Origin of the sequence: Mycobacterium sp. SMC-14, from assembly GCF_046250075.1 — a bacterium.
In the GTDB taxonomy this organism is placed as follows: domain Bacteria; phylum Actinomycetota; class Actinomycetes; order Mycobacteriales; family Mycobacteriaceae; genus Mycobacterium.
Genome location: NZ_CP176429.1, coordinates 907,874 through 923,031, shown reverse-complemented (window position 1 = coordinate 923,031; position 15,158 = coordinate 907,874). Strand labels below are relative to the sequence as shown.

13 protein-coding genes and 1 pseudogene are annotated in these 15,158 nt (G+C 68.1%); 8 read left to right on the top strand and 6 right to left on the bottom strand.

The features are described 5' to 3' along the window. Positions 1–108: 108 nt before the first annotated feature. The gene (locus ACKY0W_RS04435) at positions 109–702 is read left to right on the top strand and encodes a hypothetical protein (protein WP_409436556.1); all 594 of its coding nucleotides are present in this window, start codon (positions 109–111) and stop codon (positions 700–702) included. Positions 703–717: 15 nt separating this feature from the next. Here the strand turns inward: ACKY0W_RS04435 and ACKY0W_RS04430 are convergent, their stop codons facing one another. Further along, the gene (locus tag ACKY0W_RS04430; RefSeq protein WP_409436555.1) at positions 718–5,070 is read right to left on the bottom strand and encodes an HAD-IC family P-type ATPase; all 4,353 of its coding nucleotides are present in this window, start codon (positions 5,068–5,070) and stop codon (positions 718–720) included. A gap of 157 nt (positions 5,071–5,227) precedes the next feature. Here ACKY0W_RS04430 and ACKY0W_RS04425 point away from each other — a divergent pair, with 157 nt between their 5' ends. After that, positions 5,228–5,614: an ArsR/SmtB family transcription factor gene (locus tag ACKY0W_RS04425; protein ID WP_409436554.1), complete on the top strand. Its 387-nt coding sequence runs from the start codon at positions 5,228–5,230 to the stop codon at positions 5,612–5,614. A 67-nt stretch (positions 5,615–5,681) separates the two neighbouring features. After that, positions 5,682–8,009 carry an arylsulfatase gene (locus ACKY0W_RS04420; protein WP_409436553.1) on the top strand — a complete coding sequence of 776 codons (2,328 nt, stop codon included), beginning with the start codon at positions 5,682–5,684 and terminating at the stop codon, positions 8,007–8,009. 221 nt (positions 8,010–8,230) lie between these two features. On the opposite strand, the gene ACKY0W_RS04415 is transcribed toward ACKY0W_RS04420, so the two are convergent. Continuing rightward, positions 8,231–8,794, bottom strand: coding sequence for a TetR/AcrR family transcriptional regulator (locus tag ACKY0W_RS04415; RefSeq protein ID WP_409436552.1), 564 nt, complete (start codon positions 8,792–8,794; stop codon positions 8,231–8,233). Positions 8,795–8,930: 136 nt separating this feature from the next. On the opposite strand from ACKY0W_RS04415, the gene ACKY0W_RS04410 reads away from it, so the two are divergent. The 3 genes and pseudogenes from ACKY0W_RS04410 to ACKY0W_RS04400 all read left to right on the top strand — a co-directional run bounded on the left by ACKY0W_RS04410 (position 8,931) and on the right by ACKY0W_RS04400 (position 12,613). Further along, complete coding sequence (locus tag ACKY0W_RS04410; RefSeq protein ID WP_409436551.1) at positions 8,931–9,383, top strand: nitroreductase family deazaflavin-dependent oxidoreductase; 453 nt, start codon at positions 8,931–8,933, stop codon at positions 9,381–9,383. Position 9,384: 1 nt separating this feature from the next. Continuing rightward, complete coding sequence (locus tag ACKY0W_RS04405) at positions 9,385–9,792, top strand: MmpS family transport accessory protein (RefSeq protein ID WP_409436550.1); 408 nt, start codon at positions 9,385–9,387, stop codon at positions 9,790–9,792. Then, positions 9,771–12,613, top strand: a pseudogene (locus ACKY0W_RS04400) (RND family transporter). Before ACKY0W_RS04405 ends, ACKY0W_RS04400 begins: the two are co-directional and overlap by 22 nt. A 15-nt stretch (positions 12,614–12,628) precedes the next feature. Here the strand turns inward: ACKY0W_RS04400 and rpsR are convergent. Genes rpsR through rpmB form a run of 4 tightly spaced genes read right to left on the bottom strand, consistent with a single transcriptional unit; the run spans position 12,629 to position 13,605 of the window. After that, on the bottom strand, positions 12,629–12,895 hold the full coding sequence (rpsR, locus tag ACKY0W_RS04395) for a 30S ribosomal protein S18 (RefSeq protein WP_409436549.1): 267 nt from the start codon (positions 12,893–12,895) through the stop codon (positions 12,629–12,631). Beyond that, positions 12,896–13,201 (bottom strand): 30S ribosomal protein S14, encoded by a 306-nt coding sequence (rpsN, locus tag ACKY0W_RS04390; protein ID WP_409436548.1) that lies wholly within the window; start codon positions 13,199–13,201, stop codon positions 12,896–12,898. A 3-nt stretch (positions 13,202–13,204) separates the two neighbouring features. After that, positions 13,205–13,369, bottom strand: a complete 165-nt coding sequence (gene rpmG / locus ACKY0W_RS04385; RefSeq protein WP_024441797.1) for a 50S ribosomal protein L33 — start codon at positions 13,367–13,369, stop codon at positions 13,205–13,207. Continuing rightward, on the bottom strand, positions 13,369–13,605 hold the full coding sequence (gene rpmB, locus ACKY0W_RS04380) for a 50S ribosomal protein L28 (protein ID WP_046285807.1): 237 nt from the start codon (positions 13,603–13,605) through the stop codon (positions 13,369–13,371). Before rpmB ends, rpmG begins: the two co-directional genes overlap by 1 nt. Positions 13,606–13,709: 104 nt before the next feature. Here rpmB and mrf point away from each other — a divergent pair, with 104 nt between their 5' ends. Beyond that, positions 13,710–14,900, top strand: coding sequence for a ribosome hibernation factor-recruiting GTPase MRF (mrf, locus tag ACKY0W_RS04375; protein ID WP_409436547.1), 1,191 nt, complete (start codon positions 13,710–13,712; stop codon positions 14,898–14,900). Then, positions 14,897–15,157, top strand: coding sequence for a type B 50S ribosomal protein L31 (locus ACKY0W_RS04370; RefSeq protein WP_409436546.1), 261 nt, complete (start codon positions 14,897–14,899; stop codon positions 15,155–15,157). Before mrf ends, ACKY0W_RS04370 begins: the two co-directional genes overlap by 4 nt. The last annotated feature ends 1 nt before the right edge of the window (position 15,158 follow it).

The window sequence follows — 15,158 nt, the reverse complement described above, 5'->3', positions numbered from 1 at the left end:
GGATCCCTGATCCGCGGTCGGATGTTGCGCCCGCGGAGCCGCGACCTGCGGCACTCGGCTTGGATCCAAGGATCGGCGTTCGGGGCGTCACTGGGGAGCACTACCCTTTTGGACATCACCGCGGCGCTGGCTGCCGATCTCGCTGCCCTGACCGAAATCCTCGACGACCCTGACCTCGACCTCACCGACACCCTGCGGCAGTTGGCGAACAACGCCAGACTCGCGGTGGGGTCCTATCTGGGACTCACGATGCTGGTCACCGTCTTGGGCCGTCAATCCCGCTTCACCGTGCTCGAGGAAGGCACCGAGCTTGGCGACATCGTCGCCTCGCTGTGCCTGCCGATGCCTCCAGACGGGTCCGACGACAGCGCCGCGCGGCACGCAGTCCTGATTCTCTACGCCGGCCACCCCGGCGCCTTCGTCGACCTGGCCGCCGACCTCGCTTGGCTGACCGGCCGCGCGCTGGCCGAGTTCGTACTCGATCAGCACCGCACCCCACCCCTAGCCGGGGCGACACCCGGGGGGCTCGCAGCGACCTCGCTGATCGATCAGGCGATCGGGGTGTTGATCGCCCGCGGCTATACCCCCGAATATGCCCACCTCGAGCTCGATGCCCGGGCCCAGCGGCTCGGCGTGAGCCGCAGCGGCAGCGCGAACGACCTTCTCAGCGAATTGAATCGACCGGTCTCCGAAGACGATTGACGCCCATCGGGGCATTCAGGCCGTCGAAGAGTTCTCCAGCTGTGCCGGGTGATGGTTGAAGCCTGTGCGGGCTAGCGTTCGGCGCGGCCGGCCGTCGGGGGCCCCGCCCATCGCTTTCACCGTGGCCAGCGGCCCGGACGCGGTGTCGGCGCCGGCCTCCGATGACTCGCGCCGCCCGGCCGGCAGCACGTGCGGCGCCGCGGCGATCGCCAGAACCGCGGCGCCGGTGGCGCCCAGGGCCTGCGACCAGCCCAGCGGTCCCACCGGGACGCAACCCAGCAGCTGACTGATTCCGGGCAGGCTGATCATCGCCGCGAACGCCGCGAACGAACCGGCGGCGGTGAGCAACACCAACGGCGCGTGGGAGTCGACCAGGGTCTGGGCCAGCTCGGTGGTGACCAGCGTGATCAACGCGACGGTGGCGGCGCGCTGGCGGGCGCCCGGTACAACAGAAAGGCGGGCCATCCCCCACGCGGCGCTGGCCGCGGCCCCGGTGATCGCCCCGCGGACCGCGACGGCGCGCATCAGGCTGCGTTCGTCGATGCCCTGCACCACCCGATGCGAGGAGCCGGCGGGGGTGCTCACCGCGACCGCGGTGGCCGGCAGCGCGTCGGTCAGCATGTTCATCAGCAGCAGCTGGCGGTTGTTCAGCGGCGAGGTCCCGGACAGCGCGGTGCCGATGACGCCGAAGATCACCTCGCCGACGTTGCCGCCGAGCAGACCGGTCACCGCCAGCTGCACGCCGCGCCACAGTCGCTGGCCCTCGTCGATGGCATCGGTCAGGGCGCCGATGCGCCCGTCGGTCAACACGATGTCGGCGGTGAGGTGCGCCGAATCGCTGCCGCGCGCGACCACACCCAGACCCACGCTGGCGGCCCGGATCGCCGCCGCGTCGTTGGCGCCGTCTCCGACCATGGCGCACACCCGTCCGCTGCGTTCGAGGGTCTGCACGACCTGCACCTTGTTCTCGGGGGACATCCGGGCGAAGATCACCCGCTCTCCCACCGCTTGTTCCTGATCCTTGCGCGACAGCGCGTTCCACTGGGCCCCGGTGATGACTTGCTCGGCGGTGACCGGCACCCCCAGCTCCGCGGCGATCGCCGTGGCGGTGACGGGGTGATCACCGGTGATCAGCCGGATCCCGACGCCGCGCTCCGCCAGGTCGGCGAGCAGCTGTGGTGCTTCGGCACGCGGAGTGTCGGAGATACCGAGATACCCGGTGAGGGTCAGCCCGTCCTGGCACAACCCGGCGAGGGTGTCCGGGTCGTCGGCGAGGGCCTTCACCTGAGCGGCAGTGAGCCGACGTTGCGCCACCGCGATCACTCGCAGCCCACCGGCCGCCAGTTCAGCGACCGGCGCGTCGCTGTCCGGGCCGAGGCCGGTGCAGGCGGCCAGCACGACTTCCGGAGCCCCCTTGATCATCAGGTCCCTGTCCAACACCGATGCCGAGAACGCCCGGCCGGAGCGGAACGGCAGGTGCGCGTCCGGGGTGGTCCACAGCGGTGCCCCGCCATCGGATATTCCGGCGGCCGCCTCGGTGACGGCCTGGTCGGTGGCATGCGCGTGGGGGTCGCCCTCGGGGGCCGGCGCGGCGTTGGCCGCGCACCGCAGCACGTCGTCGTGCGCGTGGCCGGAGACCGGGTACACCCGGGTGACCCGCAGCCGGTTCTCGCTCAGCGTTCCGGTCTTGTCGAAGCAGACCACCTCGACTCGGCCCAGGGCCTCCACCGAGCGGGGAATACGCACCAGCGCACCGGAATCGGTCAGGCGTTGAGCCGAGGCATGTTGGGCCAGGGTCGCCATCAGCGGCATGCCCTCGGGCACCGCGGCGACCGCGACCGCGATCGCGTTGCCCAGGGCCAGGCGCAGCCCACCGCCGCGCAGCATCCCCAGCAGACCCACCATCAGGCCGCCGCCGGCGCTGGCCGGGAAGGCACGGCTCATCAGCTGACTGAGCTGGTGCTGCAGGCCGACCACCGGCAGATCCCCGGCGGCCAGTTCGGCGGCACGACGGGCCTGAGTGTCGGCGCCGACGGCGGTGACCACGGCCCGTGCCGTGCCGGCGACAACCGTCGTGCCGGCGTAGAGCATGCAGCGCCGTTCGGCGAGTTCGGCACCCGGCGTCGATGCGGTCTGCTTGTCCACCGACAGTGATTCACCGGTGAGCGAGGATTCGTCGACTTCGAGGTCGGTGGCCTCGATCAGCCGCGCGTCGGCGGGCACCACCTCGTTACTGCGGACCTCGATCACAGTGCCGGGGATCAGGCGGTCCGCGACGATCTCGGCATAGCGGTCGGTGCCCGGCTCGACGGTGCGTGCCGGCGGAGTCTGTTGGGCCAGCAGCCGGTTCAGCCGGTTCTCGGCCTGCAGCTGCTGGGCTGCCGCGAGCATGCAGTTGCCGATCAGCACCGTGCTGACCATCAAGGCATCCACCGGCGACCCCAGCATGGCGGTGGCCACAGAGCTGAGCGCCAGCACCGGCATCAGCGGATCGGACAGTTCGGCGCGCACCGCCTTAATGAACTGCCACGCCATGTGCGGCGGCGCGGCGTCGAGTTCGGCGGCGGCGCAGGCGGCGTCGGGAACCGGCAGGATCGCGCGGACCTCCTCGAGCGACATCGCATGCCACTCGTAAGCCGGTGCGGGTCGCGGCGCCGGCGTCCGAGCCACCTGGCGAGCCAGCAGATATCCGGAGAGCAGTCCGGAGGCCGCCCCGGCGGTGACCGGCCCGGGGCCGCGCCCACCCGTGACACCAGGAACCATCAGCAGTGCACCGATGGTCGAGGCGCCGGTGGACAGGGAGATGCCGCGCTGGGCGGCCGCGCGCGCCGCCGGTATGGCATGCAGCACCCGCCAGGCACCGGCCAGATCGGCCAGCAGCAGATCCGCTTCCCACGGCGGCGCCGTCTCCGCGTCGTCGGGCAGGATCCCCAGGCCCACGTCGGCGCTGGCGAGTGCCTGCGCGCCGGTCGACGTCAGCACCGCAACGGTGCGGCCGTCTTGCTGCCGTGCCGTCAACGCGGCGGCCAATGCGTCGTCGAGTTGTTCGTCGTCGGCGGCGATCTCGACCGGCGCCAGTTCGTCGAACGCGGGACGCAGTTCCCCCAGGGCCTCGACGTCGAGGGTGACCAGTTCCGCCCCGGACGCCCGCGCCTCGGCCAGCAGCGCCGCGGCCAGTGGGTGGCGTGCATTCGCGGTGCAGAGCAACCGCGGATCGATGAGAACGGCGTCGACACGATCGAGTCGGCGCACACCCTCCGGGCGCAACGGCAGCGCCGAGTGCTGCTCGACCAACGACCGGCTCAGGGTGGCCGCGAAGGATTCCGTCGTAGTGCGCATGGCTTTCGGGCCGGCGACCACGGCCGCGGTGGCGGCGGTGGTGACATTGCGGGTCAGCACTCCCACCAGGCCGGCCCCGAACAGCTGGACGTAGCCCGCCCGCCTGCCGTGCCGGTCGATCGCCCCCTCCGGCAGGGGCACCGGCCGCGACGACACGTGTACCTGCGCCTGGTCGGCGTGCCGGGCCAGGTGCGGCTCGTGGCGGATCCAGGCCTGCGCCGCGGCCGCAGATTCGGCGGCCTTGACGCCTTGCAACGCCAAGTCCACTGCCAGCGTGGCCGGCGACAAGGTGGCGATGCGAGCTCCGGTGGAGATCAGCGACAGCACTGTGTCCGCCGGACCCCGGCCGATTCGCTCGGCCAGTTGCTGGCGCAGCCACGGCTGGTAGTTCGCCAGCGCCGCGACGGCGTCGACGGTGATCGGCGCCTGCGGCAGCCGCAGCGCGCGCCCGGCGACCGCGATGGCCAGCCCGGCGGCGTTGACGCCGACCATCACACCCCGGGCCATCAGCAACAACCCGTCGCCGGGCAAGACGGTGGCCGGTGCTGCGCCGCTCGGAGCTGGCGTGCCCTCGGCGCGGCGGTAGCCGCGTTCGACCCCGGCGATCAGGCGGCACAGGTCATTCAGTGATACCTGCTCGTCGTCGACGGCGAGCTCCACCACGACCCGCGACAACGGGCGGTTCAGCCGCGCCGACACCACACCGGGCTCGGCGACGAGCGCGTCGAGCACCCGCTGCCCGAGGTCGGCGGATTCGCTCAAGCCACGGACCTCGATCCAGGCGCGGTTCTCCCCGCGCCAGCACCTGCGCGTCAGCGTCGCCGTGGTGGATTCGCCGGACAGCACCCGCGTGGCTTCACGAATCGGTAGCGCGGCGACCTGCAGTCCGGCCGAGGTAATGGCCCCCACCGCCTCGGTGGTGGCCGATGCACTGCGAGCGGCCGCGCCGACGACGGCTGAGGCCGCACGGATTCCCAGGGTGGCCGGGCGCAGCAGCAACGATGTCGGAATCAATTCGGCAGCAACCAATCCTGTGGTCTGACAGCGGGCTTGGGTTGCACCCGCCGGGCGGCCAACACGCCGCGTGAACTGCCCAATTCTGGCGATACTTTGGCGATTGCGCAACTATATGAATGTGTCGTTCGGCGAATCCCGTCATGGGAGTTGAGACAAAATGAATGCCGCCATGGCTAAAGATGAAGAACGGCTGCCCGAAGAAATCAGTTCAGGCAACCGGCCCGATGAACCCACCCAACCCCAACTGGCCTCCGCCGCGAGCACGTTCGCGCTGCTCAGCAGTCCGGCGCGCCTGCACGTGATGTGGCTGGCCGCCCAGGATGCCTACGACGTGACAACCCTGGCGCGGCGAGCGGGCGTCAATGTCGCCACCATGAGCCAGCACTTGACCAAGCTGCGACTGGCCGGGCTGATCAATGCCCGCCGTGACGGGCGCCACCACATCTACACCGTCGATGACCCGCACATCTTGACGCTGCTCCAGCAGATCTTCGCCCACATCGCCCCGGACGGCAGCCTGGCGCCCGACCCGCCACAAGGCGGCTCGAGTAGCTGAACGGCCGGCGGCATACGACGATGTGTCCGACGCAGCAGACGATGCACCCGAGGTAAGGAGACCGGCGTTGGGCGATCAGATAGTGGCTCCGGTGTTGCCCAACGGCGCGGTGCTGCCGTTCCCGCCGGTCGGGTCCGGCAGTGTCGCGGGCCGGACCCTGCAGGAATCGACCTACAGTCCGCGGCCGGTCCCCCGGCGACTGCACGACGATGCACCCAATGTCGTCATCGTCCTCATCGACGACGCCGGCCCCGGCCTACCGTCGACGTTCGGCGGCGAGGTGACCACCGCGACCCTCGACCGGATCTGCGGGCAAGGCGTGTCCTACAACCGGTTTCACACCACAGCCATGTGCTCACCCACTCGGGCGTCGTTGCTCACCGGCCGCAATCACCACGAGATCGGCAACGGACAGATCGCCGAGTTGGCCAATGACTGGGACGGCTACGCCGGCAAGATTCCGTCATCGAGCGCCACGGCAGCCGAGGTGCTCAAGCAGTACGGTTACGCCACGTCGGCGTTCGGGAAGTGGCACAACACCCCCGCAGAGCAGACCACCGCCGCCGGACCGTTCGAAAACTGGCCCACCGGTCTGGGTTTCGAATACTTCTACGGATTCTTGGCCGGCGAAGCATCCCAGTACGAGCCCAACCTGGTGCGCAACACCACCGTGGTGGCCCCGCCGAGGACACCCGAAGAGGGCTATCACCTGTCCGAGGACCTGGCCGACGACGCCATCTCCTGGCTACGGCGGCACAAGGCCTTCAACGCCGACAAGCCGTTCTTCATGTATTGGGCCAGCGGCTGCCTGCACGGCCCGCACCACATCATGAAGGAATGGGCCGACAAGTACGCCGGTAAGTTCGACGACGGCTGGGACGCCTATCGCCAGCGGGTGTTCGAACGGGCCAAGACCAAAGGGTGGATTCCCCAGGACTGTTCGCTCACCGAACGCGACGAGACCCTGACCGCCTGGGACGACATCCCCGAGGACGAGAAGCCGTTCCAACGCCGACTGATGGAGGTTGCCGCCGGTTACGCCGAGCACGTCGACGTCCAGGTCGGCCGGATCGCCGACGAGCTGGAAACCCTCGGCTACGCCGACAACACGCTGTTCTTCTACATCTGGGGCGACAACGGCTCCTCCGGCGAGGGCCAGAACGGCACCATCTCGGAACTGTTGGCCCAGAACGGGATCCCCACCACCGTGCGTCAGCACATCGATGCCCTCGACGCACTCGGCGGCCTGGACGTGTTGGGATCTCCCCTGGTCGATAACCAGTACCACGCGGGGTGGGCCTGGGCCGGATCCACCCCGTACAAGGGCATGAAACTGCTGGCGTCGCACCTGGGCGGCACCCGCAACCCGATGGTGGTGCGCTGGCCGGCCAAGATCGCCGCGGACCCGGCGCCGCGGGACGTTTTCCTGCACTGCAACGACGTGGTACCGACCATCTACGAAGTCGTCGGGATCGAGGCACCCCAGACGGTGCACGGACAACCACAGCTGCCGTTGGCCGGGGCCAGCTTCGCGCGCACGCTGGCCGACCGGAATGCCCCCGGCGGCAAGAAGACCCAGTACTTCGAGATCATGGGCAGTCGCGCGATCTACCACGACGGATGGATGGCATCGGCCCGCGGTCTCCGGCTGCCGTGGGTGCCCGGCCAGCCGCCCGGGATCGCCACCTGGACCCCCGACGCCGACGTGTGGGAGCTCTACAACCTCGACGAGGACTGGACACAGGCCCGCGATCTGGCCGCACAGCTGCCCGACAAACTCGCCCAGCTGCGCGAGGTGTTCATGGTCGAGGCGGCCCGCAATGCCGTTCTGCCCATCGGCGGTGGCCTGTGGGTGCCCGTCTATCACCCCGAGCTGCGCATCGCCCCGCCCTACACCGAGTGGGACTTCACCGGCGATACCGTGCGGATGCCCGAATTCTGCGCGCCCGCGCTTGGCAACAAGAACAACGTGGTCACCATCGATGCCGACGTCCCGGCCGACGCGAACGGAGTGTTGTATGCCCTCGGGGCCGGCGCCGGCGGCCTGACGTGCTACTTCGACGACGGTCATCTCTGCTACGAGTACAACCTGTTCATCTTGTCGCGCAGCAAGATTCGTTCAGCGACTAAGGTGCCACCCGGACGCGCCACCATCACCGTGACCACGCAGTATGCGGAGCCGCGCCCGGCCGGACCGCTCGACATCACCGTGGACGTCAACGGCGACATCGTTGCCGAGGGCCAGGTGCCCGTCAGCGCACCGTTGTTGTTCACCGCCAACGACTGCCTCGACATCGGCACCTGCCTGGGCTCGCCGGTATCCCTGGACTACCGGGAGCGCGCACCGTTTCCGTTCGAGGGCCACATTCACCGGGTTCGCGTCGCCTACACCTGAGCCCGCTGTCCACACCGGTGACCGCGGTCACAGACCAAAGTCCCGAGATGACGTGATCGGCAACACTTTTCCGTTTTCTACAACAGGCGGCTGTATAACGTCTCGATCCATGAAAGATCCAATGCTTGCTCTTCCGGTGCTCGCCGGAATCCTCGGACTGCTCGTCTTCGGATTCCTGGCCCTGGAGGTCGTGTTCCACATCGGCTGAGGGCCACCGACCGCTAGGGCCGGGTGTGCTGCGCGACAAGCTCCTTGAGCAGCTGCCCGGTCCGCAGCAACGGCGCCGCCGATTTGGCGGCCAGCGACATGATCACCGCACCTTCAACCGCAGCGATGGTGGTGGTGGCCAGCTGCTGCGCGGTCGCGGGCGCGACATCGGCCTCTTCCAGCCGATCGGCCAGTAGGCGCTCCCAGTCGGCGAACACCGCGCCGGCGACATCGGCCGCATCGGGCGCTTCGGAGCGTCCCAACGCTGCGGCCACAATAGGACAGCCCGCACGAAACTCGCTGCCGATCAAGGCTTCCTTCCACACCGCAATGAACGCCTCGACGGCCGTCACCGCATCCGCCTCGACCAGCAACCGCCGGATCATGTCAGAGGTAGTCCGACCAGCGGTTCTGGCCGCATTGGCGACAAGTTCGGCTTTGCCACCGGGAAAATTGAGATATACCGAGCGTCGCGCGATCCCGCTATGCGCCAGCAGTTCGGAAATCCCGGTACCTGCAACACCTTTGCGCTGCAGTAGCGCGATTGCACTGTTGATGAGCCGGTCACGCGCCGCCATCACCATCACCTTTCCCGACTCCGACTGTTTGCGGTATACCGATCAGTCTACTAGCCTCGCAGCACACGAGTAGACCAATTGGTATACCGCGGTCGCCGAGCTGGTTCATCGGCGCAGGGGGGATGGGGAGTCAGCCATGACACGAAGCGCCGAGCAAGCCCTACGCAAGTTCCGCGCCGAACGACGAGTGGGGCGCTACATCGCCAACCCCCTGGTATCGGCACTGGCCCGCGTGGGCATCAGCACCACCCTGGCCACCGAACTACAGACCATCGGCCGCAAGACAGGAAAGACACGGCACGTTCCGGTCGCCGCCTGCTTCGACGACAGTGGCGCCTGGGTGATCTCCCAGCACGGGTCACGCTCGGGGTGGGGAGCCAACATCACCGCCAATCCACAAGTCCGCATACGCCAGGGCAAGCAATGGCGCAGCGGACTCGCACGGTTCCAACCCGACGACGACGTGACGACCCGCGCACGCACCTTCGCGTCCCGCCCCGCCTTCGCAGGCCTAGCGGTGGCCACGTTTCGCGCGCTGGCGAGCACGCCGGTCTCCGTGCGCATCACCTTCACCGACGGTGCCGTGTGAGATGCGCTCCGCCTGGGTGTATCTGGTCGTGGCAGCAACGCTAGGCGCCACTGGGATGTTCATCGCCCATCTGAGGCTCAGCGACATCCCCGACCCAGCGGTCGGCCACTCGCCGCGCCCTCCGGCGGTCGGACGACTCAACGAGAAGGTCGTCGAATACCGCGTGGACGGTCCGGCAGGCACCCCGGTATTCGCGTCCTATCTCGACGTCGACGGCTCGGTGCGCCAGGTATCGGCGACCCTGCCCTGGCAGACCACCCTGCGCACCCAGCGCATCACCGTGCCCACCGGGGTGATGGCGCAATCCGAGAACGAACCGTTGTCCTGTCGCGTCGTCATCGACGGGCAGGTACGCGATGAGCAATCGTCCATGTCGTCGGCGGTGGCATGCAAGGAGCCTGTCGCATGAGGGCGCCGGACCGCCGGCCCCTGATCGCCCGGCTGCTCTATCGGTTCGCAGTGCCCATCATCGTGCTGTGGGTGGGCGCCGCCGGCGCGCTCAATCTCGCCGTCCCGCAATTAGAAACGGTCATCACCGAGCACGCGAAATCGTTTCTGCCCGACGACGCCGCCTCGGTGCAGGCCATCGTGAAGCTGGGCGAGCACTTCGGTGGCGCCGGCACCAACAACTTCGTCTACCTACTGCTCGAAGGCGACGAACCCCTTGGCCCCGATGCCCACCGCTACTACTCGACCTTGCTGGATCGGATCACCGCCGACACCGCGCACGTCAACTCGGCAATGGACCTCTGGTCCGATCCCCAGTTCGCCTCGGCGAACGAGAGCGCCGACGGCCATGCCGCCTACGTCTTGCTCAATCTGAGCGGCAACATGGGCACCGCGCTGGCGATGTCCTCAACCCAGGCCGTTCGCGACATCATCGCCACCACCGCGCCCCCTCCGGGGATCACCGCACACTTGACCGGGCCCTCAGCGGTCGTCAACGACGAACTGGTCTCGATCAACGACTCGACCTGCTGCTGCTGATCGCCTGCGGCGCGCTCGTCGGCGCGATTCTGTTCTGGGTCTACCGCTCACCGATCACGGTGGCGATGCCGATGCTGGTCGCCGGAGCCGGACTCGGCGTCGGCCGGCCGGTGGTCGCGCTGCTGGGCAGCCACCACGTCATCGGTGTCTCCATCTTCGCCTCAGCACTGATGGCAGTCATGGTCCTGGGAGCCGGAATCGACTACGGCATCTTTCTCTTGGGTCGCTACCAAGAGGCACGCCGGGCCGGGGCCGACCCGACCTCCGCGTACTACGCGGCGCTACGCGGTGTGCAACACATCATCATCGCCTCGGGCCTGACCATCGCCGGGGCAACAGCATGCATGACATTCACCCGACTGGCGATCTTCAGCACCTCCGGGTTGCCGTGCACCATCGCGGTCGTCATCACCCTCGCCGCGGCGCTGACGCTGGGGCCGGCCATCCTCGCGCTCGGCAGCCGGTTGGGGTTCTTCGAGCCGCACAAAGGCCGCGATCGAAAGTCGCTGCGTCGCTGGCGGCGGATCGCCACCTACGTGGTGCGCTGGCCAGGCCCGGTCCTGGTGGGCTCGCTGGCGGTGCTGAGCCTGGCCCTGCTGGTGCTGCCGACGTTTCATCCCAGCTACAACGAACGCATCGCCCAGCCCGGCAACTCACCGGCCAACCTGGGCATCGCCGCGGCCGACCGCCACCTTCCGCCCAACATCATGTCTCCCAGCGTCTTCCTGGTCGAAGCCGATCACGACATGCGCAATCCGTCGGACATGATCGCCCTGGCCAAGCTGGCCAACGCGGTGCTGGCGATTCCCGGAATCTCCAACGTTCAAGGCATCACCCGCCCGCTGGGCGCGCCGTTGCAGCAGGGCACGCTGACCTCCCAGGCCGGCTACCTCGGTCAACGACTGACGCAGATGACCGATGTGCTCAGCCAACGCGCTGACGACCTGCTGATCCTCAACGGCGAGGTGGGACGACTCCAACTCACCATCGCCGGGATTGAGCAGGCCCTGCACAGCGGGCGCGCCGGCAGCGATGAGATCAACGGCAGCACAACCGAACTCCAGGCCGCCCTGAGCGGCGTCGTGACGAAGATGGATTCGCTGCGCGACGCCACCGCGCCCGCCCGCATGTTCATCGATTCCATCCCCAACTGCCGGGACAACGAACCGTGCCGGGCGGCACTCACCAGCTTCTCTCTCTTCGAAGACCTTCATCGTTTCGACGGACTGGTGGACCGACTGGCCGGCGGAACCCACTCCGTCGCCCGCACCCTGCCCGAGCTGTCCGCACAGCTCGACAGCCTGAAAGGCTTCGCAGCCCAGGTCAATGCCGCGACCGAACCGGTGCGCGCCACCCTGCAGACATTGGTTCCCCAGATCGCCGAAATCACCACGTTCACCGAGGAACTCAGCCAGAGCTTTTCCGGAGGCGACCCCAACGGTTCGTTCTTCCTGCCCAGTCAGGCCTTCGACAATCCGCTGTTCAAGAATGCGATGCCCTACTTCTTCTCCCCCGACGGCATGATGACTCGCATGGTCGTCACCCCCGAGATGGAGGGGTTCAGCCGCGAAGCGATGGATGTCAGCGCCAACGTCATCCCGACCGCACTGCAAGCGATCAAAGGCACATCGCTGGCCGGCAGCACGGTAAGCCTCGGTGGCCCCGGCGGCACCCTGCTCAATATCGAGGCCTTCGCGCGGGAAGACTTCATCACCAGTGCGGTAGCCGCGTTCGCGTTCGTGTTCTGCGTGATCCTGATCCTGCTCCGCAGTCTGGTCGCCGCGATCGCGGTGATCGGAACGGTAGCCCTGTCCTATCTGGCGGCGCTGGGTTTGACCGCGTTCGTCTGGCAGGACCTCATCGGCAACCCGCTGCACTGGTCGGTGGCCCCGGTCTCCTTCGTGTTTCTGGTCGCGGTGGGCGCCGACTACAACATGCTGCTGGTCGCCCGGTTCAAAGAGGAGATCAGGGCCGGCATCAAGACCGGCATCATCCGCGCCATGGTCAACACCGGCGGGGTGGTCACCACCGCCGGGTTGGTGTTCGGGTTCACCATGTTCGCCATGCTGGCCGGCTATGCGCACAACATCGCCCAGACCGGCACTGCTGTCGGCCTGGGGCTGTTGCTGGACACGCTGCTCATCAGGTCCCTGGTCATCCCGGCCGTCGCGACCCTGGCCGGTCGCTGGTTCTGGTGGCCGATCGTGGTCCACGACCGACCCACCAAACAGCTGCCGGCGTGATCCGGCCCAGCGTCCTTAGCCCTCGACCGTGGGCCCCGGATACGGCAGCAACGCCATTTCCCGGGCGTTCTTGATGGCGCTGGCGACCTGGCGTTGTTGACGAACGGTGAGGCCGGTGACGGCACGTGAGCGGATCTTGCCGCGCGGAGAGAGGAAGATGCGCAGCGTGGCGGTGTCTTTGTAGTCGACGGCCATCAGGCCCAGTTTGGCGAGCAGGTTCGGCTTGGCCGATCTGGGCGCGCTCCGTGAAAGACGCCGCGAATCTTTGGGTTTGATCGCCATCTACCAGCTCGCTTTCCGGACGCCAGGCAGGTGGCCCTCGTGCGCGAGCTTGCGCACGCGCACGCGCGAGAGTCCGAACTTGCGCAGGTAGCCGCGGGGGCGCCCGTCGGCGCTGTCTCGGTTGCGCAGCCGGACCGGGCTGGCATCGCGCGGGTGGCGCGCCAGCGCGCGCTGGGCGGCCAGTCGCTGCTGCGGGCTGCTCGACGTCGAACGAATGATCTCCTTGAGCTCAGCGCGCCGCTCGGCGTAGCGGGCCACCAGCACTCGGCGCTGCTCGTTCTTCACGATCTTGGATTTCTTGGCCATGGCTCAGCGCTCCTCCCGAAAGTCGACATGGCGACGGACCACGGGGTCGTACTTGCGCAGCACCAGGCGGTCGGGGTCGTTGCGCCGGTTCTTGCGGGTGACGTAGGTGTAGCCGGTGCCCGCGGTGGAGCGCAGTTTGACGATGGGACGAATGTCGGTGCGCGCCATCAGATCCGCTGCCCTTCGCGCCGCAACCGGGCCACCACGGCCTCGATGCCGTCCCGGTCGATGACCTTGATGCCCTTCGCGCTGACCCGTAGCCGGATCCGGCGGTCTTGCGAGGGCAGGTAGTAGGTCCTGACCTGGATGTTCGGCGACCAGCGACGACGGGTGCGGCGATGCGAGTGCGACACCGCATTCCCGAATCCGGGCACCCGGCCGGTGACTTGGCAGCGTGCAGACAACGGAGCTCTCCTTCAACCCTTATTGACAATGATTGTCGACAAGCGACGCGCTGGAGGCTACCGTAGGGACGGTCTTAATGACAATGATTTTCAATAGGAGGATGATGCGGACTCCGGTGATCCTGGTGGCCGGGCAGTACGGCACCGACGCAGCGACCAAAGCCTTGCAGGCCAAGGCGGGCACGGTGACCGTCGCCTACGGCCTGGACGGTCACGTGGTGGTGCGGGAAACCACCAGCACGACAGCGGTTGCCACGACGTTGGCCCTGGAGCTGGCGCACGGCTGCGTGTCCTGCACCCTGCGCAACGACCTACTGGTCCTGTTGCGCCGACTGCACCGGCGGGCCGGCGTTGAACGCATCGTCGTTCAGCTGCCCAATTGGTTGGAGCCGCAGCCCATCTGCTGGGCGATCCGCAACGTGCGGGTCCGCGTGGGACCGGGATACATCGACGGACCGGCCGGCCGCGATGTGGCGGTCGCCGCGGTCGTCACCTGTCTCGATGCCACCGCGTGGCTGCCGCAAGCGCTCGGCGACGACGAACTCGACGACGGCCGTACCATCGCGCAGGTGGTGGTCGGCCAGGCTGAGTCCGCCGATGCCCTGGTGGTTTACGCCCCGGACCCGACGGCTCTGGCGATACTGCGCCGGTTGGCTCCGCTGGCGCGCATCACCGCCGGAACCGATCGCCTTGAACAGGCGCTGACCCATCTCGATGACGGCGCGCGCCGCGGTCGCGGCGATGATCCACACGCCCCGCTGCTGGCCGGTCAACCGCCGCTACGGGCCGAGGGCCCGGTTGAGCTGATCGAATTCCACGCCCGCCGACCGTTTCATCCGCAACGCCTGCACGCGGCCCTTGATGCCCTACTCGACGGAGTGATCCGGGCTCGCGGGCGGCTGTGGTTGGCCAACCGGAGCGAGCGAGCGATCTGGCTGGAGTCGGCGGGTGGCGGGTTGCACACCTGCGCGGTGGGCAAGTGGCTGGCCGCGATGACGGCCGAGGAGGCCGCCCGCGTCTCCCCGGAGCGCCACGCGTTCGCGGATCTGATCTGGGACCACCGTTACGGCGATCGGCACACCTCGCTGGTGGTTCTGGTCTGTGGCGCCCGACCCGAGCAGATCCGCGAGGCCCTGTCGGGCGCACTGCTCACCGACGATGAGTTACGCAGCCCGAACCAGTGGGCCGGCTACCCCGACCCGTTCGGCGATCACCACCAGGAACCGTGCGACGAAACCCCCACGGCCACTGCAGATATTTCCCTGTACCGCACTCAAGACGGAGACCAGCGATGAAACCCGGCATCCACCCCGACTACCGCCCCGTCGTCTTCCAGGACGCCACCACCGGCCAGGCGTTCCTGACCCGCTCCACCGTGACCAGCGACCGCACCATCGAGTGGCCCACCCCGGTTGGCCCTCGCAGCTATCCGCTGGTGATCGTGGAGATCAGCGCGGCGTCGCATCCGTTTTGGACTGGCAACAGCCGGATCGTCGATTCCGCCGGGCAGGTCGAGAAATTCCGTCGCCGCTACGGACAACGCCAGATCTGAT

Bases quoted from the DNA above. Each gene is read 5' to 3' on its own strand.
- ACKY0W_RS04425 (WP_409436554.1), top strand. From the start codon at position 5,228: ATGGCTAAAGATGAAGAACGGCTGCCCGAAGAAATCAGTTCAGGCAAC.
- ACKY0W_RS04410 (WP_409436551.1), top strand. From the start codon at position 8,931: ATGACACGAAGCGCCGAGCAAGCCCTACGCAAGTTCCGCGCCGAACGA.
- ACKY0W_RS04415 (WP_409436552.1), bottom strand. From the start codon at position 8,794: ATGGCGGCGCGTGACCGGCTCATCAACAGTGCAATCGCGCTACTGCAG.
- mrf (WP_409436547.1), top strand. From the start codon at position 13,710: ATGCGGACTCCGGTGATCCTGGTGGCCGGGCAGTACGGCACCGACGCA.
- rpsR (WP_409436549.1), bottom strand. From the start codon at position 12,895: ATGGCGATCAAACCCAAAGATTCGCGGCGTCTTTCACGGAGCGCGCCC.
- rpsN (WP_409436548.1), bottom strand. From the start codon at position 13,201: ATGGCCAAGAAATCCAAGATCGTGAAGAACGAGCAGCGCCGAGTGCTG.
- rpmG (WP_024441797.1), bottom strand. From the start codon at position 13,369: ATGGCGCGCACCGACATTCGTCCCATCGTCAAACTGCGCTCCACCGCG.
- ACKY0W_RS04370 (WP_409436546.1), top strand. From the start codon at position 14,897: ATGAAACCCGGCATCCACCCCGACTACCGCCCCGTCGTCTTCCAGGAC.
- ACKY0W_RS04405 (WP_409436550.1), top strand. From the start codon at position 9,385: ATGCGCTCCGCCTGGGTGTATCTGGTCGTGGCAGCAACGCTAGGCGCC.